Source organism: Saccharopolyspora cebuensis (assembly GCF_039542665.1).
GTDB lineage: Bacteria > Actinomycetota > Actinomycetes > Mycobacteriales > Pseudonocardiaceae > Saccharopolyspora > Saccharopolyspora cebuensis.
Map to the genome: position 1 here is coordinate 114,698 of NZ_BAABII010000006.1, position 23,320 is coordinate 138,017.

The 23,320-nt window shown below is 73.0% G+C and carries 20 protein-coding genes; 7 read left to right on the plus strand and 13 right to left on the minus strand.

Going from position 1 to position 23,320, the window contains the following annotated elements; genetic code table 11:
• Positions 1 to 381: 381 nt before the first annotated feature.
• The 7 genes from tkt (at position 382) to ABD976_RS12195 (ending at position 10,278) form a co-directional block, all read left to right on the plus strand.
• The gene (gene tkt / locus ABD976_RS12165; RefSeq protein ID WP_345362036.1) at positions 382 to 2,481 is read left to right on the plus strand and encodes a transketolase; all 2,100 of its coding nucleotides are present in this window, start codon (positions 382 to 384) and stop codon (positions 2,479 to 2,481) included.
• A 14-nt stretch (positions 2,482 to 2,495) separates the two neighbouring features.
• On the plus strand, positions 2,496 to 3,602 hold the full coding sequence (tal, locus tag ABD976_RS12170; RefSeq protein WP_345362039.1) for a transaldolase: 1,107 nt from the start codon (positions 2,496 to 2,498) through the stop codon (positions 3,600 to 3,602).
• Between the two features lie 208 nt (positions 3,603 to 3,810).
• Positions 3,811 to 5,439 (plus strand): glucose-6-phosphate isomerase, encoded by a 1,629-nt coding sequence (locus ABD976_RS12175; protein WP_345362042.1) that lies wholly within the window; start codon positions 3,811 to 3,813, stop codon positions 5,437 to 5,439.
• A gap of 53 nt (positions 5,440 to 5,492) precedes the next feature.
• Positions 5,493 to 6,974: a glucose-6-phosphate dehydrogenase gene (gene zwf / locus ABD976_RS12180; protein ID WP_345362542.1), complete on the plus strand. Its 1,482-nt coding sequence runs from the start codon at positions 5,493 to 5,495 to the stop codon at positions 6,972 to 6,974.
• The gene (gene opcA, locus ABD976_RS12185; RefSeq protein WP_345362045.1) at positions 6,971 to 7,927 is read left to right on the plus strand and encodes a glucose-6-phosphate dehydrogenase assembly protein OpcA; all 957 of its coding nucleotides are present in this window, start codon (positions 6,971 to 6,973) and stop codon (positions 7,925 to 7,927) included. The genes zwf and opcA overlap by 4 nt, the downstream gene beginning before the upstream one ends.
• The gene (gene pgl, locus ABD976_RS12190; protein WP_345362048.1) at positions 7,924 to 8,679 is read left to right on the plus strand and encodes a 6-phosphogluconolactonase; all 756 of its coding nucleotides are present in this window, start codon (positions 7,924 to 7,926) and stop codon (positions 8,677 to 8,679) included. Before opcA ends, pgl begins: the two co-directional genes overlap by 4 nt.
• Positions 8,680 to 9,057: 378 nt before the next feature.
• Positions 9,058 to 10,278, plus strand: a complete 1,221-nt coding sequence (locus tag ABD976_RS12195; protein WP_345362050.1) for a glycoside hydrolase family 10-like protein — start codon at positions 9,058 to 9,060, stop codon at positions 10,276 to 10,278.
• 235 nt (positions 10,279 to 10,513) lie between these two features.
• Here the strand turns inward: ABD976_RS12195 and ABD976_RS12200 are convergent, their stop codons facing one another.
• From ABD976_RS12200 to uvrC, 13 genes are all read right to left on the minus strand, one after another.
• Positions 10,514 to 11,131, minus strand: coding sequence for a GntR family transcriptional regulator (locus ABD976_RS12200; protein ID WP_345362052.1), 618 nt, complete (start codon positions 11,129 to 11,131; stop codon positions 10,514 to 10,516).
• An 85-nt stretch (positions 11,132 to 11,216) separates the two neighbouring features.
• Complete coding sequence (tcuA, locus tag ABD976_RS12205) at positions 11,217 to 12,728, minus strand: FAD-dependent tricarballylate dehydrogenase TcuA (protein WP_345362055.1); 1,512 nt, start codon at positions 12,726 to 12,728, stop codon at positions 11,217 to 11,219.
• 221 nt (positions 12,729 to 12,949) lie between these two features.
• Positions 12,950 to 13,423 carry a ribonuclease E activity regulator RraA gene (rraA, locus tag ABD976_RS12210; RefSeq protein ID WP_345362058.1) on the minus strand — a complete coding sequence of 158 codons (474 nt, stop codon included), beginning with the start codon at positions 13,421 to 13,423 and terminating at the stop codon, positions 12,950 to 12,952.
• 62 nt (positions 13,424 to 13,485) lie between these two features.
• On the minus strand, positions 13,486 to 13,881 hold the full coding sequence (locus ABD976_RS12215) for a YciI family protein (RefSeq protein ID WP_345362061.1): 396 nt from the start codon (positions 13,879 to 13,881) through the stop codon (positions 13,486 to 13,488).
• A gap of 149 nt (positions 13,882 to 14,030) precedes the next feature.
• Positions 14,031 to 14,375 carry an RNA polymerase-binding protein RbpA gene (locus ABD976_RS12220; protein WP_345362064.1) on the minus strand — a complete coding sequence of 115 codons (345 nt, stop codon included), beginning with the start codon at positions 14,373 to 14,375 and terminating at the stop codon, positions 14,031 to 14,033.
• A gap of 48 nt (positions 14,376 to 14,423) precedes the next feature.
• Complete coding sequence (gene secG, locus ABD976_RS12225) at positions 14,424 to 14,657, minus strand: preprotein translocase subunit SecG (protein ID WP_345362067.1); 234 nt, start codon at positions 14,655 to 14,657, stop codon at positions 14,424 to 14,426.
• 209 nt (positions 14,658 to 14,866) lie between these two features.
• Positions 14,867 to 15,652 (minus strand): triose-phosphate isomerase, encoded by a 786-nt coding sequence (gene tpiA, locus ABD976_RS12230; protein WP_345362070.1) that lies wholly within the window; start codon positions 15,650 to 15,652, stop codon positions 14,867 to 14,869.
• The gene (locus ABD976_RS12235; protein ID WP_345362073.1) at positions 15,652 to 16,854 is read right to left on the minus strand and encodes a phosphoglycerate kinase; all 1,203 of its coding nucleotides are present in this window, start codon (positions 16,852 to 16,854) and stop codon (positions 15,652 to 15,654) included. Before ABD976_RS12235 ends, tpiA begins: the two co-directional genes overlap by 1 nt.
• Positions 16,855 to 17,141: 287 nt before the next feature.
• Entirely contained in the window at positions 17,142 to 18,152 is a 1,011-nt protein-coding gene (gap, locus tag ABD976_RS12240; protein ID WP_345362076.1) for a type I glyceraldehyde-3-phosphate dehydrogenase, read from the minus strand.
• 221 nt (positions 18,153 to 18,373) lie between these two features.
• On the minus strand, positions 18,374 to 19,360 hold the full coding sequence (gene whiA, locus ABD976_RS12245; protein WP_345362079.1) for a DNA-binding protein WhiA: 987 nt from the start codon (positions 19,358 to 19,360) through the stop codon (positions 18,374 to 18,376).
• Positions 19,351 to 20,307, minus strand: a complete 957-nt coding sequence (locus ABD976_RS12250; protein WP_345362545.1) for a gluconeogenesis factor YvcK family protein — start codon at positions 20,305 to 20,307, stop codon at positions 19,351 to 19,353. The genes whiA and ABD976_RS12250 overlap by 10 nt, the downstream gene beginning before the upstream one ends.
• Positions 20,308 to 20,324: 17 nt before the next feature.
• Entirely contained in the window at positions 20,325 to 21,203 is an 879-nt protein-coding gene (gene rapZ, locus ABD976_RS12255) for an RNase adapter RapZ (RefSeq protein ID WP_345362082.1), read from the minus strand.
• Positions 21,196 to 23,280: an excinuclease ABC subunit UvrC gene (gene uvrC, locus ABD976_RS12260; RefSeq protein ID WP_345362085.1), complete on the minus strand. Its 2,085-nt coding sequence runs from the start codon at positions 23,278 to 23,280 to the stop codon at positions 21,196 to 21,198. The genes rapZ and uvrC overlap by 8 nt, the downstream gene beginning before the upstream one ends.
• Positions 23,281 to 23,320: the final 40 nt, after the last annotated feature.

Consider the following 23,320-nt stretch of genomic DNA (forward strand, 5'->3'; position numbering starts at 1 on the left):
CTCGACGCGCACCGGTCCGGCGCGCGGAATCGAACCGCCTCGAATAGTAGGCGCGCTACCCCACCGCCCGTCGCTCGGGTGTTCCCGCGCGCCGCACCGCCACGCACCGAGCCGCACCGGCGACCGACGGTGCCGCCGGTAGGCTGGACGCGCTCCCGCCGCCGTGCGCGCGACGCGCGCCGCCGCGGCTGGTCCGCCGCTCCCGGCAGGCGCCACCCGGCCTGCCGACCGGCCTTCCAGCGGGAGGGACAGCAGTCCGGACGGGTCGCAGCGCGGCTGATCGGCCACGACTAGGCTGACCACCGGACGAGGGATAACCGCGGGTCGAATCGGTCCAGCGACCGCATTCACCGCGCCGAGGGAAAAACTGGAGCTGCGTCCGTGTCCGTCACCGACGATCTTGCCCGCTTGACCACCAAGCGCCTCCCCGAGGACTGGACCGAACTGGACCAGCGCGCGGTGGACACCGCTCGCGTGCTGGCCGCCGACGCGGTGGAGCGTTGCGGGAGCGGTCACCCGGGAACCGCCATGAGCCTGGCCCCGGCCGCCTACGCGCTGTTCCAGCGCGTCATGCGGCACGACCCCGCCGACCCGGAGTGGATCGGTCGCGACCGCTTCGTGCTGTCGGCCGGGCATTCGAGCCTGACCCTGTACATCCAGCTCTTCCTGTCCGGGTACGGGCTGGAGCTGGACGACCTCAAGGCCCTGCGGACCTGGGGTTCGCAGACCCCGGGCCACCCGGAGTACGGCCACACCGCCGGGGTCGAGACCACCACCGGCCCGCTCGGGCAGGGCCTGGCCACCGCGGTCGGCATGGCGATGGCCGCACGCCGCGAGCGGGGGCTGTTCGACCCGGAGTCGGCCACCGGGGAGAGCCTGTTCGACCACGACATCTACGTGATCGCCTCCGACGGCGACATCGAGGAGGGCGTGACCTCCGAGGCGTCGTCGCTGGCCGGCACCCAGCGCCTGGGCAACCTCACGGTGATCTACGACGCCAACGAGATCTCCATCGAGGACGACACCCGGATCGCGCTCAGCGAGGACACCGCCAAGCGCTACGAGGCCTACGGCTGGCACGTGGTGACCGTCGACGGCGGTGAGGACGTCGCCGGGCTGCTCGCGGCCATCGAGGCCGGCCGGGCCGAGACCGAGCGCCCGACGCTCATCGTGCTGCGCACGGTCATCGGCTACCCCGCGCCGACCAAGATGAACACCGGCAAGGCGCACGGCGCCGCGCTGGGCGGCGACGAGGTCGCCGGGGTGAAGAAGGCGCTGGGCTTCGACCCGGAGCAGTCCTTCCAGGTCGACGACGAGGTGCTGGCCCACGCCCGCCAGGTCGTCGAGCGGGGCAAGGCCGCGCACGCCGCCTGGAGCGCCCGGTTCGACCAGTGGGCGGCGGCCCACCCCGAGCGCGCCGCGCTGCTGGAGCGGCTGCGCACCCGCGAGCTGCCCGCCGGCTGGCAGGAGAAGCTGCCGAGCTGGGAGGCCGACGGCAAGGGCATCGCGACCCGCAAGGCCTCCGGTGAGGTGCTCAGCGCGCTGGCCGAGGTGCTGCCGGAGCTGTGGGGCGGCTCGTCCGACCTCGCGGAGAGCAACAACACCACGATGAAGGGCGTCGACTCGTTCGGCCCGGCCGACATCTCCACCCGGAGCTGGCAGGCCCAGCCCTACGGCCGGACGCTGCACTTCGGCATCCGCGAGCACGCGATGGGCTCGATCCTCAACGGCATCGCGCTGCACGGCGGCACCCGCCCCTACGGCGGCACCTTCCTGGTGTTCAGCGACTACATGCGCCCGGCGGTGCGGCTGGCGGCCCTGATGCAGGCCCCGGTCGTCTACGTCTGGACGCACGACTCGATCGGCCTGGGCGAGGACGGCCCGACCCACCAGCCGATCGAGCACCTCGCCACGCTGCGCGCCATCCCGGGCCTGTCCGTGGTCCGCCCGGCCGACGCCAACGAGACGGCGGCGGCCTGGAAGGCCATCCTGGAGGACACCAGCGGTCCGGCCGGCCTGGCGCTGACCCGCCAGGGCGTGCCCACGCTGGAGGGCGTCACCGCCGATGGCGTGGCCAAGGGCGGTTACGTCCTGGCCGACGCCGGGAACGGTGCCCCGGAGCTGGTGCTGATCGCGACCGGTTCCGAGGTCCAGCTCGCGGTGGAGGCCAGGAAGATCCTGGAGGCCGAGGGCGTTGCCACTCGTGTGGTGTCGATGCCGTGCGTCGAGTGGTTCGACGCCCAGGACGACAGCTACCGGGAGCAGGTGCTGCCGACCTCGGTCGCGGCGCGGGTCGCGGTGGAGGCCGGTTCGGCGCTGACCTGGTACCGGTTCGCCAAGGACGCCGGGGAGATCGTCTCGATCGACCACTTCGGCGCCTCGGCGGACTACAAGACCCTGTTCACCGAGTTCGGGTTCACCGCCGACGCCGTGGTCGCGGCAGCCCGGCGCAGCCTGGACAAGGCGCGCGGCAACGCGTGAGTGGAGGAATACCTGTGACCACCAACCCGAAGCTCAAGGCGCTCAGCGACGCCGGGGTCTCCATCTGGTTGGACGACCTGTCCCGCCAGCGGATCAACTCCGGCAACCTCGCCGAGCTGATCAGCGAGAAGAGCCTCGTGGGCTGCACCAGCAACCCCACGATCTTCGCCAAGGCCATCTCGAACGCCGCCGACTACGCCGACAAGGTGCGGGAGCTGGCGGCGCGGGACGCCTCCGTGGACGAGGCGGTGCGCGAGCTGACCACCGCTGACGTGCGCGACGCGGCGGACGTGTTCCGCAACGTCCACGAGGCCACCGACGGCGTGGACGGCCGGGTCTCCCTGGAGGTCGACCCGCGGCTGGCCCACGACACCGAGCGCACCGTCGCCGAGGCCCTGGACCTGTGGAAGGCGGTGGACCGGCCGAACCTGATGGTGAAGATCCCGGCCACCACCGAGGGCCTGCCCGCGATCACCCGCACGCTGGCCGAGGGCGTGAGCGTCAACGTCACGCTGATCTTCGCGGTCAGCCGGTACCGGGAGGTCATGGAGGCCTACCTGGCGGGGCTGGAGCAGGCCAAGGCCAACGGCCACGACCTGTCCGGCATCGCCTCGGTCGCGTCCTTCTTCGTCTCCCGGGTGGACACCGAGATCGACAAGCGGCTGGAGTCCATCCCCGGCGGCCAGGACCTGCGGGGCAAGGCGGCCATCGCCAACGCCCGGCTGGCCTACGCCGCCTACGAGGAGGTCTTCACCGGTCCGCGCTGGGAGGCGCTGGCCGCCGCGGGGGCGCGCAAGCAGCGCCCGCTGTGGGCCTCGACCGGGGTGAAGGACCCGTCCTTCTCCGACACTCGCTACGTCGACGAGCTCGTCGCGCCGAACACGGTCAACACCATGCCGGAGGCCACCCTGGAGGCCGCCGCCGACCACGCCGACATCAACGGCGACCAGGTCAGCGGCACGGCCGCCGAGTCCCAGCAGGTGTTCGACCAGCTCGCCGAGATCGGCGTGGACCTCGACGACGTCTACGCGGTGCTGGAGACCGAGGGCGTCGACAAGTTCGAGAAGTCCTGGGAAGAGCTGCTGGACACCGTCCGCGGGCAGCTCGACCAGGCGAAGTAAGGCCGGTCGGGCGGTCCGGGCGACCGGGCCGCCCACCCCGGCCCGGACCGGCGCGCCTGCCGCGCCGGTCCGGGTCGGCGACACTGTGGGGGCACTGGTTCCCACGGACAGGTCGCCGCGCCGTCCCGGTGCCCGATGGGGCTGGCCCTGGTCCTTCGGACATCTCGGTGGTCCGGCGACGACACCCACCAGAGGCTGAAGGAATTGCATGGCAACCGACACTTCCGTCGACATCACCGATGAGGCGCTGGCCGCCGACGCCGGACCGCTGGTAGACCGGCTGGCCGCCGACCAGGTTGCCGGGAAGCTCGCCGCCCACGACCCGACCCTGTGGGGCGCCGCGGCCGAGAGCGAAGCGGCCGTCCGGCTGGCGTGGACGACGCTGCACGACACCTCCCGGCCGCTGCTGGCCGAGATCGAGGCGCTGCGGGCGGAGCTGCAGGCCGAGGGCCTGGACCGGATCGTGCTCGCCGGGATGGGCGGCTCCTCGCTGGCCCCCGAGGTGATCACCGCGGCCGCCGGGGTGCCGCTGGTCGTGCTGGACACCACCGACCCCGGCCAGGTCGCCGACGCGCTGGCCGGCGACCTGGAGCGCACCGTCCTCGTGGTGTCCTCCAAGTCCGGCAGCACCGTGGAGACCGACAGCCACCGCCGGATCTTCGAGGCCGCGTTCCGCGAGGACGGAATCGATCCTGTGACCCGCATCATCGTGGTCACCGATCCGGGTTCCCCGATGGAGACCGCGGCGGCGGAGGCGGGTTACCGCAAGGTCTTCACCGCCGACCCGAACGTCGGCGGGCGCTACTCCGCGCTGACCGCCTTCGGGCTGGTCCCCGCCGGGCTCGCCGGGGCCGACATCGCCGCGCTGCTCGACGACGCGGCGGCGGCCCACCGGGCGCTGCACGTCGACGGCCCGGACAACCCGGCGCTGCGGCTGGCGGCGGCCCTGGGCGCCGCGCACGGCCGGGGCGCCGAGAAGGTCGTGCTGGCCGACGCGGGCTCCGGGCTGCCGGGCTTCGGCGACTGGGCCGAGCAGCTCATCGCCGAGTCCACCGGCAAGGACGGCACCGGGCTGCTGCCGGTCGTGGTGGAGGGCCCGGACTCCATCGGGTTCGCCGACGCGGGCGACGACGCGACCGCCGTGGCCATCGGCCCGGACGCGTCCGGCGCCGCGATCAGCACCACCGGACCGCTCGGCGGCCAGTTCCTGCTCTGGGAGTTCGCCACCGCCGTGGTGGGCAGGCTGCTCGGCATCAACCCGTTCGACCAGCCCGACGTGGAGGCCGCCAAGAAGGCGGCCCGGGCGCTGCTGGACGGCCCGGCGGGCGGCCCGGCCGCGACCCCGGCGCTGGTCGACGGCTCGATCGAGGTGCACCCCTCCGGGAACTGGCTGTCGGTCGGGGTGGCCACCGTCCGCGAGGCGCTGAAGGTCTTCCTGGCCGCCGCGCCGGAAGGCGGGTACCTCGCGGTGCAGGCCTACCTGGACCGGCTGGACGACGCCTCGGCGGCCGTGCTGCGACCCGAGCTGGCCCGCCGCACCGGGCTGCAGACCACGTTCGGCTGGGGACCCCGGTTCCTGCACTCCACCGGGCAGTACCACAAGGGCGGCCACCAGAACGGCCTGTTCCTGCAGCTCACCGGTGCCTCCGAGCAGGACGTCGAGGTGCCGGACCGGCCGTACTCGCTGGCCGGGTTGCAGCGGGCGCAGGCGCTCGGCGACGGGCAGGTGCTCAGCGACCACGGCCGCCCGGTGCTGCGGCTGCACCTCACCGACCGGGCCGCCGGTCTGGTGGAACTGGTCAAGGCGATCCAAGACCTCGGGCAGGAGGCGAAGTGACTTCGGCAGGGCGACGCTGGCAGAACCCGCTGCGCGATCCGCGGGACAAGCGGATGCCGCGGATCGCGGGCCCGTGCGGCCTGACGATCTTCGGCGTGACCGGGGACCTGTCCCGCAAGAAACTGATGCCCGCGATCTACGACCTGGCCAACCGCGGCCTGCTGCCGCCGGGCTTCTCGCTGACCGGGTTCGCCCGGCGCGACTGGGCCGACCAGGACTTCGGCGAGGTCGTCTACGAGGCGGTCAAGGAGCACGCGCGAACGCCGTTCCGGGAGGCGGTGTGGAACCGGCTCGCCGACGGCATCCGGTTCGTCTCGGGCTCCTTCGACGACGACGCGGCCTTCGACCGGCTGGCCGACACCGTCAAGGAGCTCGACGCCGACCGGGGGACCGGCGGCAACCACGCGTTCTACCTGTCGGTGCCGCCGTCGGCGTTCCCCACGGTGCTCACCCAGCTCTCCCGCAGCGGGCTGACCGACCCGACCGGCGAGGACTGGCGCCGGGTGGTCATCGAGAAGCCCTTCGGGCACGACCTGGACAGCGCCCGGGAGCTCAACCGCATCGTCAACGAGGTCTTCCCCGAGGACTCGGTGTTCCGCATCGACCACTACCTCGGCAAGGAGACGGTGCAGAACATCCTGGCGCTGCGGTTCGCCAACCAGCTCTTCGAACCGCTCTGGAACGCCCACTACGTCGACCACGTGCAGATCACCATGGCCGAGGACATCGGCCTCGGCGGGCGCGCGGGCTACTACGACGGCATCGGAGCGGCCCGCGACGTCATCCAGAACCACCTGCTCCAGCTCCTCGCGCTGACCGCGATGGAGGAGCCGGTCTCGTTCTCGCCGAACGACCTGCGCGCCGAGAAGCTGAAGGTGCTCTCGGCGACCAAGCCGGTCGGTCCGTTCGACCGGACCACCGCGCGCGGCCAGTACACCGGCGGCTGGCAGGGCGGCTCGCTGGTGCCGGGCCTGCACGAGGAGGGCGGCTTCGCCTCCGACTCGATCACCGAGACCTACGCCGCGATCACCCTGGAGGTGGAGAGCCGGCGGTGGGCCGGGGTGCCGTTCTACCTGCGCACCGGCAAGCGCCTGGGCCGCCGGGTCACCGAGATCGCGGTGGTGTTCAAGCGCGCCCCGCACCTGCCCTTCGACAGCACGATGACCGAGGAGCTCGGCGAGAACGCCCTGGTCATCCGGGTGCAGCCGGACGAGGGCGTGACGATGCGGTTCGGCTCCAAGGTGCCCGGCACCTCGATGGAGGTCCGGGACGTGACGATGGACTTCGGCTACGGCCACGCCTTCACCGAGTCCTCGCCGGAGGCCTACGAGCGGCTGATCCTGGACGTGCTGCTCGGCGAGCCGTCGCTGTTCCCGGTCAACGACGAGGTGGAGCAGTCCTGGCGCATCCTCGACCCGGTGCTGGAGCACTGGGCCGAGAACGGCAAACCCGAGCCCTACAAGGCCGGCACCTGGGGACCGCCGTCGGCGGACGAGATGCTGGCCCGCACCGGACGCGTCTGGAGGCGACCGTGATCATCGACCTGCCCTCGACGACGACCTCGCAGGTCAACAAGAAGATGGTCGAGCTGCGCGAGACCGGTGGTGCGGTCGCGCTCGGCCGGGTGCTGACCCTGGTGGTGGTCACCGGGGACGGCACCGAGGTGGAGCAGGCGATCGACGCCGCCAACGAGGCCAGCCGGGAGCACCCCTGCCGGGTGATCGTGGTGGCCCGCGGCGCCCGCCAGGCCGCTCCCCGGCTGGACGCCCAGATCCGCATCGGCGGCGACGCCGGTGCCTCCGAGGTGCTGGTGCTGCGGCTCTACGGGGCGCTGGCCGACGAGGGCGCCGGTTCGGTGGTGCCGCTGCTGCTGCCGGACGCCCCGGTGGTGGTGTGGTGGCCCTCGGACGCCCCGGAGAGCCCGGCGAAGGACCCGATCGGCGCGCTGGCGCACCGCCGGATCACCGACTCGGCCGCCGAGGAGGACCCGATCGCGGCCCTGCAGGCCCGGCTGGAGTCCTACACCGACGGGGACACCGACCTGGCCTGGACGCGGCTGACCACCTGGCGCGCGCTGCTGGCCACCGCGCTGGACCTGCCGCCGCACGAACCGGTGACCTCGGCGACGGTGGCGGGTGCGCCCGCGTCGCCGTCCACCGACCTGCTGGCCGGTTGGCTGGCCGCCTACCTGGACATCCCGGTGCGGCGGCTGGAGCACCACGGCGGTCCGGGGATGTACTCGGCGACGCTGGAACGGCCTGCCGGGGACATCGAGATCATCCGCCCGGACAGCAAGGTCGGCACCCTGACCCAGCCCGGCCAGCCCGACCGCCAGGTCGGCCTGCAACGCCGCGAGCTGGGGGACTGCCTGGTGGAGGAGCTGCGCCGGCTCGACCCGGACGAGATCTACGAGGCGACGCTGCACGGCCTGTCCGACGTGGTGCGCGGCGAGCGCGAGTCCGAGGCCGCCGAGGAGGGGACCGGATGAGCGCCGAGGTCGTCGTCCACGACAGCGCCGAGGTGCTCGCCGCGGCCACCGCCGCCCGGTTGATCACGGCGCTGGTGGACGCGCAGTCCGCGCGCGGCACCGCCTCGGTGGTGCTCACCGGCGGCGGCACCGGCATCCGGATCCTGGAGGAGGTCCGCCGCTCCCCCGCGCGCGACGCGGTGCGGTGGGACCACGTCGAGTTCTTCTGGGGCGACGAGCGGTTCCTGCCCGCGGGCGATCCGGAGCGCAACGAGACGCAGGCGCGGCAGGCGCTGCTGGACCACGTCGGCGTCGACCCGGAGCGGGTGCACCCGATGGCGGCGTCGGACGGCAAGTTCGGCGACGACGTGGACGCGGCGGCGCTGCACTACGCGGAGGTGCTGGCCGCCACGGCGCGACCGGCGACCGACGTCGAGGTGCCCGTCTTCGACGTGCTGCTGCTCGGCGTCGGCGAGGAGGGCCACACCGCCTCGCTGTTCCCCGGCACGCCGGAGGTGCGGGAGGACGTCCGGACCACCGCCGCCGTCCGGGACTGCCCGAAGCCGCCGCCGACCCGGGTCTCCCTGACGCTGCCCGCCATCCGGGCCGCCCGGGAGGTCTGGTTGGTGACCGCCGGCGCGGGCAAGGCCGACCCGGTCGCCGCCGCGCTCGGCGGTGCCGAACCGGCCGAGATCCCGGCGGCGGGCGCGGTCGGCCGGGACCGCACGCGGTGGCTGCTCGACCGGGACGCCGCGGCGCACCTGGCGAGCTGATCCCCGGCGGTCCGGTCTCCGGGCCGGACCGCCGCCGCCCGCGAGCCCGGGAAGCGGCGCGCAGCTCGTCGGCGACCGGCCCGCTCAGGGGTCCTTTCAGCATGCGGCGGAGCCGCATGCGGTGCGCTGTCAGCTCGCACCGCGGCCCGTTCTCGGACGTGACCGCTCAGCGGTCTTCTCGCGAGGACAGCGCCGACGCCGGGTACGAAGTGGGTACGGCGATCGGCGCAGCGAGGGGACCGCTGAGGTTCCGCCACCCGCACGCCAAGCAGGCCATTGGCGAAAGCGGTCCTTGGCCGAAGGGGCAGCGGGAACGGCGTCGGGGTGCGTACCCTGTCCGTCGCGGGATGATCCACGACAGCGTTGTCGGAGGCGCGCATGAACCGCGAGCAGGGCGTCCGCCGGATCCGCGCCGACGTGCTGTGCCTGGCCCTGGCTTCGGTGGCGGTCCTGCTGGGGCTGATCGGCACCGGCGGAGCGGCGGCGCAGTCACCCACCACGGCGCTGCGCGGCATGTGGATCGGGGCGGTGCACAACATCGACTGGCCGAGCCGCCCGGGCCTGACCCCGCAGCAGCAGCGGACCGAGTACCGGGCGCTGCTGGACCAGGCGGTCGACCACCGGCTCAACGCGGTGTTCGTGCAGGTCCGCCCGACCGCCGACGCGTTCTGGCCGTCCCCGCGCGAACCGTGGTCGCACTGGCTCACCGGTGAGCAGGGCCGCGATCCCGGCTACGACCCGCTGCGGTTCATGGTCGACGAGGCGCACCGGCGCGGGCTGGAGTTCCACGCCTGGTTCAACCCGTACCGGGTGAGCACCCACGCCGACCCGTCCCGGCTGGTGCCGGAGCACCCGGCCCGGCAGCACCCGGAGTGGACCTTCGAGTACGACGGCCAGCTCTACTACGACCCGGGCCTGCCCGAGGTCCGCGAGTTCGTCACCGGGGCGATCATGCACGCGGTGCGCGGCTACGACATCGACGGCGTGCACCTCGACGACTACTTCTACCCGTACCCGGCCGACGGGGTGGAGATCCCGGACCGGGACACCTTCGCCCGCCACGGCGGCGGGTTCACCGACATCGCCGACTGGCGCAGGCACAACGTCGACCAGCTCGTGTCCACGTTGGACCGCGAGGTGCACGCCGCCAAGCCCGGGGTGCGCTTCGGGATCAGCCCGTTCGGCATCTGGCGCAACGAGAGCAGCGATCCGGCGGGCTCGGCCACCAGCGGCCTGGAGTCGTACTCGGCGATCTACGCCGACTCCCGCAAGTGGGTCCGGGAGGGCTGGGTGGACTACATCGCGCCGCAGCTCTACTGGTACATCGGGCACCCGGCGGCCGACTACGCCGCGCTGGTGCCGTGGTGGCACCGCACCGTCGAGGGCACCGACGTCGAGCTCTACGTCGGGCAGGCCGCGCACCGGGCGGGCAGTTCCCCCGGCTGGACCGACCCGGGCGAGCTGTCCGCGCACCTGACGCTGAACCGGGACCACCCGGGCGTGTCGGGGGACATCTTCTTCAGCGCCACCTCGCTGCGCACCAACGCCGCCGAAGCGATGGACCGCGTGGTCGCGGAGCACTACCAGCAGGTGCGCTAGCGCCGGGCCCTGGCTGCCTCCAGCGGCCGTTCAGGATGCGGCGGAGCCGCATGCGGTGAGGCCGTCAACCGGCACCGCCGCCCGTGCTCGGACGTGACCGCTCAGCGGTCTTCTCGCGAGGACAGCCGTGACGCCGTGTACGTGTTTGGTACATCAGGAACGGCTCCCGGAGCGAGAAGACCGCTGAGGTTCCGCCACCCGCACCGCCGCGCAGATCACCACGGGAAGCCGGTCGTCAGTCGTCCCCGTCCTGGTAGATCCGCAGCCTGAGGTCCCGGGCGCGGGTCATGTGGTCGCGGGCGAGGTCGTGGGCCCGCTCGGCGTCGCGGGCCTCGATGGCCTCGATGATCCCCTGGTGCTCGGCGATCGCCTCGGTCCAGCGCCCCGGTTGCGCCAGGGTGGTCGCCGGGTAGCGGGTGAGGTGGTTGTTGAGCCGGGTCAGCAGGTCCACGATCGTCCCGTTGCGCCCGGCCGCCCAGATCCGCTCGTGCACCGCGCGGTTGGCGTCGGCCATCGCCCCGGGGTCACCGGTGTCGGTGGCCTCCATCGCGGCCTGCGCGCGGCGGATCCGGATCAGGTCCAGCTCGCCGTGCCGCTGGGCCGCCGCCGCGGCGGCGGTCGCCTCCAGCGAGATCCGCACCTCGTAGATCTCCAGGATCTCCTCCGGGCTGCGGGTGCGGACCCGCATCCCCCGGTCCCCGCGCTCGACCAGCCCGTCCTGCTCCAGCCTGCGCAGCGCTTCGCGCACCGGCGTGCGGCTGGTGCCGTAGCGCTCGGCCAGGGAGAGTTCGACGAGCGCGGCTCCGGCGTCGAACGCGCCGGCCACGATGTCGGCGCGCAGCCGGTCGTACACCTCGGACAGGACGGGCCTCCTCGCTCGCGGTTGCGGACCGGGCGGCGGCGCGCACCGGTCCGCACCAGGATACGCCGGTATGCACTCAGTCCTCGGGCGACGCGCCCGCCGCGTGTCGACCGGCGAGGCGGCCGAAGACCGCACCCGAGGTGAGACCGCTGCCGCCCGGGTAGTTGCCGGAGAACAGCCCGCCCACCAGCTCGCCCGCGGCGTAGAGCCCGTCGATCGGCGCCCCGGCGGTGTCGAGCACCCGCGCGGCGGGATCGACGTGCAGGCCGCCGAAGGTGAAGGTGATCCCGCAGCCGACGGCGTAGGCGTAGTACGGCGGGGTGTCCAGCGGCTGCGCCCAGTTCGACTTCGGCGGATCCACCCGGGCCGCGCGGCCGTCCTTCACCGCCGGGTCGAACGGGACGTCCACGATGGCGGCGTTGAACTCCGCGACGGTGCGCCGCAACCCGTCCGCGTCGATCCCGGCCCGGGCGGCGAGCTCGTCGAGGGTGTCGGCGGTGGTCTCGCTGATCGGGCGCGAGTCGTACTCCTCGGTGCGCAGCAGCGGCCTGGTCCGCGCGTCGAAGAGCTGGAAGCCCCGGCCCCCCGGCTGGCGCAGGATCTCCCGGCCGTACTTGGCGTAGGTGTAGTTGCGGAAGTCCGCGCCCTCGTCGAGGAACCGCTGCCCGTCCCGGTTCACCACGATCCCGATCGGGTAGCTCTGCCGGGTGAGCTGGTTGGTCAGCTCCCGGTCTCCGCGCACCGGGTCGGCCCCGGCGTCCCACGCGGTGCTGTGGCAGGACCCCCAGTCGCCGTGCGGCGCCGCCCCGGCGGCCAGCGCGAGGTCGAGCACCTCACCGGTGTTGGTGCCGGTCCCGCGCACGTACGCGTGCTCCCAGCCCACCCCGAGGTGCTCGGCCCGGCGCGCCGGATCGGCCTCGAAGCCCCCGGCGGCGAGCACCACCGCACCGGCCGACACGCGGTGCTCGGCCCCGGCGGCGTCCCGGTAGCTCACCCCGCGCCCGTCGGCGTTCCCCTCTGCGTCGCCCTCTGCGTTGAGGTGCAGCGCCACCACCTCGGCGCCGCAGCGGACCTCGATCCCGGCGCGCTCGGCCGCGGCGGCGTGCTGCGCGATGAGGCCCTTCCCGCCGTCCACCGTCCCGACGTAGAGACCGCCGAAGAACACCCAGGCGTCACCGGAGACGTAGGCCTGCCGCTCGTACATCAGCCGCCAGCGGATGCCCTTGTCGGCCAGCCACCGCACCGCCGAGGCCGAGCGCGAGACCAGCACGTCGGTGAGCACCGGGTCGCAGCGCCCTTCGGTGACCCGGTGCATGTCCGCGGCGAAGGCCTCGCGCGGGTACGGCGGCAGCTCGGTGTCGGCCAGCCGCTGCCGGGTCGTCTCGTCGTCGAGCAGGTCGGCGATGTCGTCGAGGCCGTCGAGGGCGAACCGGAACGCACCCGCCGTGTAGTAGGAGTTGCCACCCGCCTCGGCCGCCGGCGCCTTCTCCAGGACCAGCACCCGGGCGCCCTGCTCGGCCGCGGCGTGCGCGGCGCAGAACCCCGCGTTGCCCCCGCCGACGACCACCACGTCGACCCGCTCGCCCATCGATTCCTCCTCCGCCACCCATTCAGTACACGACTGTATACACAAGAATACGCATCACGTCCCCACCGATGTCAATCCCACCCGCCCCGCCGCCGGGGAGCCCCCGGGCGGAACCGCCGCGCACGACACCCGGGCGCTTCCGGTGACCTGAGTGAGGGGCACCTTCGTCCGGCCATGTCGGATGAAGGTGCCCCTCACTCAGCACGACACGCCCGGAGGCGTCAGGTTTCGGCGACCACCACGATGCCGTCCTGGTCGCAGACCACGGTCTCGCCCGGCACGAACCGGACGCCGCCGAACTCGACGACCTCGTCCACCGCACCGTCCCCGGTCTTGGTGCTCTTGCGCGGGTTGGTGCCGAGCGCCTTGACGCCGAAGTCCATCCCGCCCAGCACGGCCGCGTCGCGGACCGCGCCGTGGATCACCACGCCGCTCCACCCGTGCGACCGGCCGATCTCGGCGATCAGGTCGCCGATCAGCGCGGTGTGCAGCGAACCGCCACCGTCGACGACCAGCACCCGGCCGTCCCCGTCCTCGCCGAGGACGGACTTGAGCAGCGCGTTGTCCTGGGAGCACCGCACGGTGCGGATCCGCCCGGCGAACGCGGTCCGCCCGCCCAGGTCGCGGAACTGCAGGTCGCAGCTCCGCACGGCGGGACCTTCCCGGTCGGCGAGGTCGGCGGTCGAGATGTCCATTCGCGCACTCCTTCTGCAGCCCGGCTGGGCCGCGAGCGTAACCCGACCGCGGGACGTCCCGATCAGCCGCGGCGCATCCGCTCGGCGAGCCGCCGTTCCCGCTCGGCCTGCTCCGGCGCGTACGCGGCGAAGTCGTCGATCTCGAAGACCTCGCGGACCTCCACCGGCGCCGGGCACCGGGTGGACCAGTCCCGCATCTCCTCGCGCGACTCCACCTGGAGCAGCCAGAAACCGGCGACCAGCTCCTCGGACGCGGCGAACGGGCCGTCGACGACGGTGCGCGCGCCGTCCGGCCCGAGCTCGGTGCGCCAGCCCCGGGAACTGGGCCGCAGGCCCTCGGCGGCGATCAGCACGCCCGCGTCCACGAGCTGCTCGTTGTAGTCGGTCATCGCTTCGAGCGTCCCGGCGTCGGGCATCGCGGCGGCCTCATCGGGCGCATCGCCCTTGACGAACATCATGAAGCGCATGGTGGTCCTCCCCCTCGTGGCCGAGCGGTTCCCGGCCGGTCGCGCGGGCGGCGGGACCGCCCGCGGACCTCCCGGATACCCGCTCCGGACACGACGAAGCCGGGCGGACCCGAGTCCACCCGGCTTCCCGGACCTGCCGCTCAGCGGCCCTTGCGCTCCCTGAGCCTGGTCAACGCCTCCTCGAGGATGGCCATGCCGTCCTCATCGCTGCGCCGCTCCTTGACGTAGGCCAAGTGGCTCTTGTACGGCTCGTTGCGCCGCGCGGAGGGCGGATCCTCCTCGTTGCGCCCGGCGGGGCTCCCGCACCGCGGGCAGTCCCACTCCTCCGGCACCTCGGCGTCCACCGCGAACGACGGCCGGACGTGATGGCCGTTGCCGCACCAGTAGTCGACCCGCTGGCGCGGAGCCGACTCGCCCCGCTCGGACTCGCCGGTGGCCGGTCCCGACCCCACGCGAGTGCCGCGGATGGCGTTACCACCAGTCATTCAACCTCACCCACCAAGCCGCCGGGTCGATCGGCCGCGTCCGGCCGCTCAACCGATCTTGACCAGCAGGCCGACCGCGACGATGCAGATGACCCACAACGCGAGGACGAACAACGTCATCCGGTCGAGGTTCTTCTCCGCCACGCTCGAACCGGCCAGGCTGGATTGCATCCCACCGCCGAACAACGAGGAGAGCCCGCCACCCTTGGCCCGGTGCAGCAGCACCAGCAGGACCAGCAGCACGCTCAACACGATCAGACTGATCTGCAGGAAAAGAATCATCACGTCCTCGTTCGCACAGCGGTTCGCAACCTAGAGTACCGGGCCGCCAACGGGGCGTAGACCACCGTCCACCCGAACGCCGCACCGACGGTCTCACAACCCGGACTTCCCGCCCGCGCCGGGTCCGCCGGGATCAGCACCGGACGCCCGGCATCGAGCGCGGGGCACCGTCATCCGGCGTAGTGGGATGACGGTGCCCCGCACCTGGTTCACGGCAGGGGGCCGCCCGCGGCCATCGCGCTGAGCTTGGTGAACTCGTCGCCGTTGAGGCTGGCGCCGCCGACCAGCGCGCCGTCGACGTCGGACTGGCCGATCAGCTCGCCGATGTTGCTGGACTTCACCGAGCCGCCGTAGAGCACCCGGACCTCGTCGGCGATCTCGGCGCCGTACTTGTCCGCCAGGGCCGCGCGCAGCGCCGCGCAGACCTCCTGGGCGTCCTGGGCGGTGGCGACCTTGCCGGTGCCGATCGCCCAGACCGGCTCGTAGGCCACCACGACCTGCCGCACCTGCTCGGCCTTGAGCCCCTTGAGGCCCTCGATGAGCTGCGTCGTGCAGTGCGCCACGTGCGAACCGGCCTCGCGGACCTCCAGCGACTCGCCGACGCACACGATCGGCGCCATGCCGTGCTTGAGCACCTGCCGGGTCTTGCGGTTGACCACCTCGTCGGTCTCGGCGTGGTGCTCCCGCCGCTCCGAGTGGCCGACGACCACGTAGTCGCACCCCAGCTTGGCCAGCATCGGCCCGGACACGTCCCCGGTGTAGGCGCCGGAGTCGTGCTCGGAGATGTCCTGCGCGCCGTGCTTGAGCAGCAGCTTGTCCCCGTCGATCAGGGTCTGGACGCTGCGGATGTCGGTGAACGGCGGCAGCACGGCCACCTCCACCTTGGCGAAGTACTTCTCCGGCAGCGCGAAGGCGACCTTCTGCACCAGGGCGATGGCCTCGAGGTGGTTCAGGTTCATCTTCCAGTTGCCCGCGATCAGCGGCTGCCTGGCCATCAGCGCTCACCTTCCAGGACGGCCACTCCGGGCAGGTCCTTGCCTTCCAGGAACTCCAGCGACGCACCGCCGCCGGTCGAGATGTGCGAGAACCCGTCCTCGGACAGGCCCAGGGTGCGCACCGCGGCGGCCGAGTCGCCGCCACCGACGACGCTGAAGGCCGCGGAGTCGATGATCGCCTGCGCGACGCCCCGGGTGCCCTCGGCGAACGCCGGGAACTCGAAGACGCCCGCCGGCCCGTTCCAGAACACCGTGGCGGCCGAGCCGAGGACCTCGGCGAACCGGGCGACGCTGCGCGGGCCGATGTCCAGGCCCATCCAGCCGTCCGGGATGGCGTCGGCGGCGACGGTCTCGTGCGCGGCGTCGGCGGCGAACCGGTCGGCCACCACGACGTCCTCCGGCAGCACCAGCTTGTCGCCGTGCTCGGCCAGCAGCTTCCGGGTGTTGTCGAGCTGGTCCTCCTGGAGCAGCGAGGCACCGGTGCCGTAGCCCTGCGCCGCCAGGAAGGTGAAGGCCATCCCGCCGCCGATCAGCAGCGAGTCCACCTTGGGCAGCAGCGCGGTGATCACGCCGAGCTTGTCGGAGACCTTGGAACCGCCGAGCAGCACCACGTAGGGCCGCCGCGGGTCGCCGGACAGGGTCCGCAGCACCTCCACCTCGGAGAGCACCAGGCCGCCGGCGAAGGCGGGCAGCCGCTTGGCCACGTCGTAGACCGACGCCTGCTCGCGGTGCACCACGCCGAACCCGTCGGAGACGAACGCGGCGCCGGAGCCCACCAGCGCGGCCAGCTCGTCGGCGAGCGCCCCGCGCTCGGTGTCGTCCTTGCTGGTCTCGCGCGGGTCGAAGCGGACGTTCTCCAGCACCGCCACCGACCCGTCGGTCAGGCCGTCGACCACCGACCGGGCCGACTCGCCGACCACGTCATCGGCCAGCGCGACCTCCGCGCCGAGCAGCTCCCCGAGCCGCCGCGCGACCGGCGCCAGCGAGTACTTCGAGTCCGGCTCGCCCTTCGGCCGCCCCAGGTGCGCGGTCACCACGACCTGCGCCCCCGCCTCGGCCAGCTTCGACAGGGTCGGCAGCGAGGCCCGCACCCGCCCGTCGTCGGTGATCCGGTCGCCGTCCAGCGGCACGTTCAGGTCGGCGCGCACCAGCACGCGCCGCCCCCGCACCCCCTCGGACAGCAGATCGTCGAGATCCTTCACGCTCTGCTCCTCAAGTAGGGGAGGACCCGCCCGGACCACCCCGGACGGGTCCCCCAAAACCACGACCCGGCGGTGTCGGCACGACATGCCGAACCACCGTCAGGCAAGCGGCGAGGCCGCTTCCCGCACCGCGCGCAACCGGCACCGCCGCGGGTTCTCAGCGGTCTTCCCCCGAGGACGGCGCCGACGCGGGTGAACCGGGCGTTCACGATGTCGGCGAGCCCGCGGCGGGAAGACCGCTGAGGTTCCGCCACCCGCACCGACGAGCAGCGGAACCACAGCTCACCTCAGGAGAGCTTCTTGCCGACGAGGGCGGCGAGGTCGGCGAGCCGGTTGGAGTAGCCCCACTCGTTGTCGTACCAGCCGACGATCTTGACCTGGTTGCCGATGACCTTGGTCAGCGGCGCGTCGTAGATCGTCGAGTACGGGTCGGTCACGATGTCGCTGGAGACGATCGGGTCCTCGTTGTACTTGAGGACGCCCTTCAGCTTGCCCTCGGACGCGGCGGCCTTGAACGCCTCGTTGACGGCCTCGACCGAGGTGCTCTCCCGGACGGTGGCGGTGAGGTCGGTGACCGAGCCGGTCGGCACCGGGACGCGCATCGCGTAGCCGTCGAGCTTGCCGTTGAGCTCCGGCAGCACCAGGCCGATGGCCTTGGCCGCACCGGTGCTGGTGGGCACCACGTTGACCGCGGCGGCGCGGGCGCGGCGCAGGTCCTTGTGCGGGCCGTCCTGGAGGTTCTGGTCGGCGGTGTAGGCGTGCACGGTGGTCATCAGGCCCTGCTCGATCCCGAAGGAGTCGTTGAGCACCTTCACCATCGGCGCCAGGCAGTTGGTGGTGCAGGACGCGTTGGAGAGGATGGTCTGCGTGCCGTCGTACTTGTCGTCGTTGACGCCGAGCACCACGGTCAGGTCCTCGCCCTTGGCGGGCGCGGAGATGATGACCTTCTTGGCCCCGCCCTCGTCGACGTGCTTGCGCGCGTCCTCGGCCTTGGTGAAGAAGCCGGTGGACTCGACCACGACGTCCACGCCCAGGTCGCCCCAGGGCAGCTTGCCCGGGTCGCGCTCGGCGAGGATCTTGATGAGCTTGCCGCCCACCTCGATGCCCTCACCGGTGACCTTGACGTCCTGCGCGATCGGGCCCAGGACGCTGTCGTACTTCAGCAGGTGGGCCATGGTCGCGACATCGCCCAGGTCGTTGGCGGCCACGATCTCGATGTCGTGCTCGCTGGCGGTGGCCGCCCGCCAGAAGTTCCGCCCGATACGACCGAAGCCGTTGATGCCTACGCGAACGGTCACGCCGATCTCTCCTCGTGACTGACCCGGCCGCCGACGCGGCGGGTGGGCTTGATGGTCTCGGCCCAACCCTATCGGTCGATCGCCGGTCCGCACGCGGGGCGCTCGTCGCAGGTCGCCGGGGGACACCCGGATGGCGGGGGTGGTGCCGCCGACCGGCCGCACCCCGCGCCGGACGTGCGCGTTCGGCGCCCGCGCACCCGTGATCGGCGTCTCTGCACCGGTCAGGCCTCGGCTTCGAGCATTTCCTGCGTCACGGCGGATTCGGTGTCGGGCAGCCCGAGCTCGCGGGCCCGCTTGTCGGCCATCGCCAGCAGCCTGCGGATGCGCCCGGCGACCGCGTCCTTGGTCATCGGCGGGTCGGCGAGCTGGCCGAGCTCCTCCAGCGACGCCTGCCGGTGCGACAGCCGGAGCTTGCCCGCCACCGACAGGTGGTCCGGCGCGGTCGGGCCGAGCAGTTCCAGGGCCCGCTCCACCCGGGCAGCGGAGGCGACGGCGGCGCGGGCGGAGCGGCGCAGGTTCGCGTCGTCGAAGTTGGCGAGCCGGTTGGCCGTGGCCCGCACCTCGCGGCGCATCCGGCGCTCCTCCCAGGCCAGCACGCTGGAGTGCGCCCCGAGCCGGGTGAGCAGCGCGCCGATGGCGTCGCCGTCGCGGACCACCACGCGGTCGGCCCCGCGCACCTCCCGGGACTTGGCCTGCACCCCGATCCGGCGGGCGGCGCCGACCAGCGCCAGCGCGGCCTCCGGGCCGGGGCAGGTGACCTCCATCGAGGAGGAGCGCCCGGGTTCGGTGAGCGAGCCGTGCGCCAGGAAAGCGCCGCGCCAGGCGGCTTCCGAGTCGCAGGCCCCGCCGGAGACGACGTGGGCGGGCAGTCCGCGCACCGGGCGTCCGCGCGGGTCGAGCAGCCCGGTCTGGCGGGCCAGGCTCTCCCCGTCCTTGACCACCCGGACCACGTAGCGGGTGCCCTTGCGCAGCCCGCCGGAGGTGATCACGTGCACGTCCGAGGAGTGCCCGAACAGCTCGTGCACCTCCTTGCGCAGCCGTCGGGCCGAGGAACCGCCGTCCAGCTCCGCTTCCACGACGACGCGGCCGGCCACGATGTGCAGCCCGCCCGCGAAGCGCAGCAGCGACGACACCTCCGCCCGACGGCAGCACGTCTTGGTCACCGGCAACCGGCTCAACTCGTCCTTGACCGCCGCGGTCATCGCCACCGGTCCGACCTCCTCTCCAACGCGGCCCGCAGACTGGCCGCCAACGCCTGCGGGTCGTGCCTGCCCGGCAGGGTGGGCATGGCGACCTGCTCCAGCACGGTGCGGGCACCCAGGCCCTGCGCGGCGGCGCGGAGCCGGTCCGGCGTCGGAACGGAATCGGCGTCGGCCAGCACGGCGTCGAAGCGCAGCCGGGGTGCGTGCTGGGAGAGTACGTCGAGATGCTGTTCGGGTGAGAAACCCGCTGTCTCCCCCGGTTGTGGGACAAGGTTGAGCACCACGACGCGGCGCGCGGTGGTGCGCACCAGGGCTTCGTGCAGCTCCGGGACCAGCAGGTGAGGCAGCACGCTGGTGAACCACGACCCTGGTCCGAGCAGCACGAGATCGGCGTCCAGGACGGCCTGCACCGCTTCCGGGCACGCCTTCGGGACTTCGGTGCCGACGGCGGACAATCGCACTTCTTTCACCCGACCAGGTGTGCTGGCGATGGCGACTTGTCCCCGGATCGTGCGAACCGCGTCCGGGTCCGAATCCAGCCCCAGGACGTCGGCCTCCATCTCCAGCGGGCTGGTCGACATCGGCAGCACCCGGCCGCGCACGCCCAGCAGGGCGCAGGCGTGGTCGAGCACCGCGACCGGATCGCCCAGCACGTCCAGCAGCCCCGCCAGCACCAGGTTGCCCACCGCGTGCCCGGCCAGCGCCCCGGTGCCCGCGAAGCGGTGCTGGAACACCTGCGCCCAGAGCTGCCCGCCGTCGTCCTCGGCGGCCAGCGCGGCCAGCGCCTGCCGCAGGTCGCCCGGCGGCAGCATGCCCAGCTCCCGGCGCAGCCGCCCGGAGGACCCGCCGTCGTCGGCGACGGTCACCACCGCGGTCACCGCCGGGGTGATCCGCCGCAGCGCCGCCAGCGTCGCCTGCAGGCCGTGCCCGCCGCCGAGCGCCACCGCGCGCAGCGGACCACCCTCGTCGCTCACTCGCGCCCCAGATCCCGGTGCACCGTCTTGACCATCATCCCGTCGTCGTCGGCCAGCCTGCGGGCCAGCTCCTCGGTCAGCGCCACGCTGCGGTGCTTGCCGCCGGTGCAGCCCAGCGCCAGCGTCAGGTAGCGCTTGCCCTCCCGGTGGTACCCGGCCCCGACCAGCCGCAGCAACTGCTGGTAGCTCTGCATGAACTCCTCGGCGCCCTCCTGCCCGAGCACGTAGTTGCGGACCTCGTCGTCGAGCCCGTTGTACTCGCGCAGCTCCGGGATCCAGAACGGGTTGGGCAGGAAGCGGCAGTCCATCACCAGGTCGGCGTCCATCGGCAGGCCGTACTTGTAGCCGAAGGACAGCACGGTGACCCGGGTGCGGGTGCCCGCCTCGGTGCCGAACGCGTCCTCGATCTTGGACCGGAGCTGGTGCACCGACAGGTTCGTGGTGTCCAGCACCAGGTCGGCCTCCGAGCGCAGCTTGGACAGCAGCGCGCGCTCGGTGCCGATGCCGTCGGCCAGCCTGCCCTCGCCTTGCAGCGGGTGCCCCCGGCGGACCTGCTCGAAGCGCCGGATCAGCACGTCGTCGGTCGCCTCCAGGAACAGCACCTTCGGCTTGTAGCCGCGGGCGTCCAGGTCCTTGATCACCGATCCCAGGTCCTCGGTGAACGCGCGGCTGCGCACGTCCATCACCACCGCGACGCGGGTGATCGCGCCGCTGGACCGGGCCCCCAGTTCGACCATGGTCGCGATCAGCTCCGGCGGGAGGTTGTCCACCACGAACCAGCCCAGGTCCTCCAGGCACTTGGCCGCCGTCGATCGCCCGGCACCGGACAGGCCGCTGACCACCGCGACCTCGATGCCCGAGTGTTCCTCAGTCACTGCCTTCCCCTTCAGTGCTCCGTCGCCGGGCCGCGCCCGGCTGCTCTGCGCCTCCCCCTCGGGCGGCCAGCGCCGAGTGCACGGTTTCGGCGGTGCGCCTGCCGATCCCGGGCACCTCGGCGATCTCGTCCACCCCGGCCTGCTTGAGCTTGCGCACCGAACCGAAGTGCTTCAGCAGCGCCGCCCGGCGGGTCTCGCCGAGGCCGGGGATGGAATCCAACGTGGAGCTCGTCATGCGCTTGGAGCGCTTCGAGCGGTGGTAGCTGATCGCGAACCGGTGCGCCTCGTCGCGGACCCGCTGGAGCAGGTACAGGGCTTCGCTGGTGCGGGGCAGCACGACCGGTTCCGGGTCGGCGGGCAGCCACACCTCCTCCAGCCGCTTGGCCAGCCCGATCACCGCGACCCCGGTGATGCCGAGCGCGCCGAGGGCGTCGGCCGCCGCGTTGGCCTGCGGCGCACCACCGTCGATGACCAGCAGGTTCGGCGGGTAGGCGAACTTGCGCGGGCGCCCGGTCTCCGGGTCGATGCCCGGCTGCCCGGCCTCGTCACCGGTCCCGGCCCCGTCCCCGGATCCATCACCGGTCCCGGCCCCGTCGCCGGTGCCGGCCCCGTCCCCGGTGCCGGCCCCGTCCCCGGTGCCGGATCCATCGCCGGTTTCGGCCAGATAGCGGGCGAAGCGGCGGCGCACCACCTCGTCGATCGACCCCACGTCACCGCCCGCGGCGCCCTCGCGGACCTCGAAGCGGCGGTACTCGGACTTGCGCGGCACGCCGTCCTCGAACACCACGAGCGAGGCGACCACGTCGCTGCCCTGCACGTGGCTGACGTCGACGCACTCGATGCGCAGCGGCGCGGTCTCCAGCCCGAGCGCTTCCTGCAACTCCTGCAGCGCCGCCGAGCGGGCCGTGAGGTCACCGGCGCGGCGCAGCTTGTACTGCTGGAACGCCTCCTTGGCGTTGCGCTCCACGGTCTCCATCAGCGACCGCTTGTCGCCGCGCTGCGGCACCCGCAGGTGGACCCGGCTGCCGCGCAGGTCGCCGAGCCACTGGCCGATCGCCTCGGCGCCGTCGGGCAGGCACGGCACCAGCACCTCGCGCGGCACCGGGCTCCCCCCGGCGTCGGCCTGGTCGGCCAGCGCCGCCTGCTCGCCGTAGAACTGGGTGAGGAACTGGGCGGTCAGCGCCGCGGTGTCGCTGTCGGCGACCTTGTCGATCACCCAGCCGCGCTGGCCCCGGACCCGGCCGCCCCGGACGTGGAACACCTGCACGGCGGCGGCCAGCTCGTCCTCGGCGAAGGCGATGACGTCGGCGTCGGTGCCGTCGCCGAGCACCACGGCCTGCTTCTCCATCGCCCGGCGCAGCGCCTCCAGGTCGTCGCGCAGCCGGGCGGCCCGCTCGAACTCCAGGTCGGCGGAGGCCTCCCGCATCGCCTTGTCCAGCCGGCGCACCAGGGTGTCGGTGTGCCCGGCGAGGAAGTCGCAGAAGTCCTGGACGATGCGCCGGTGCTCCTCGGCGTCGACCCGGCCGACGCACGGCGCGGAGCACTTGCCGATGTAGCCGAGCAGGCACGGGCGGCCGATCTGGGAGTGCCGCTTGAACACCCCCGCCGAGCAGGTCCGCGCGGGGAACACCCGCAGCAGCAGGTCGAGGGTCTCCCGGATGGCCCAGGCGTGCGCGTACGGGCCGAAGTAGCGCACGCCCTTCTTGCGCGGCCCCCGGTAGACGCTCAGCCGCGGGTACTCCTCGTGCAGCGAGACGGCCAGCACCGGGTAGGACTTGTCGTCCCGGTAGCGCACGTTGAACCGCGGGTCGTACTCCTTGATCCAGGAGTACTCCAGTTGCAGCGCCTCGACCTCGGTGCCGACCACGGTCCAGCGCACGCCGGTGGCCGTGGTCACCATCTGCCGGGTGCGCGGGTGCAGCCCGGCGAGGTCGGCGAAGTACGACGACAACCGGCTGCGCAGGCTCTTGGCCTTGCCGACGTAGATCACGCGGCCGGTCTCGTCGTGGAACCGGTACACGCCGGGGGCGTCCGGGATCGTGCCGGGAGCGGGTCGGTAGGTGGACGGGTCGGCCACGCCCCCACCCTACGTGCGCGGCCGACACCGGGTCCGGAGC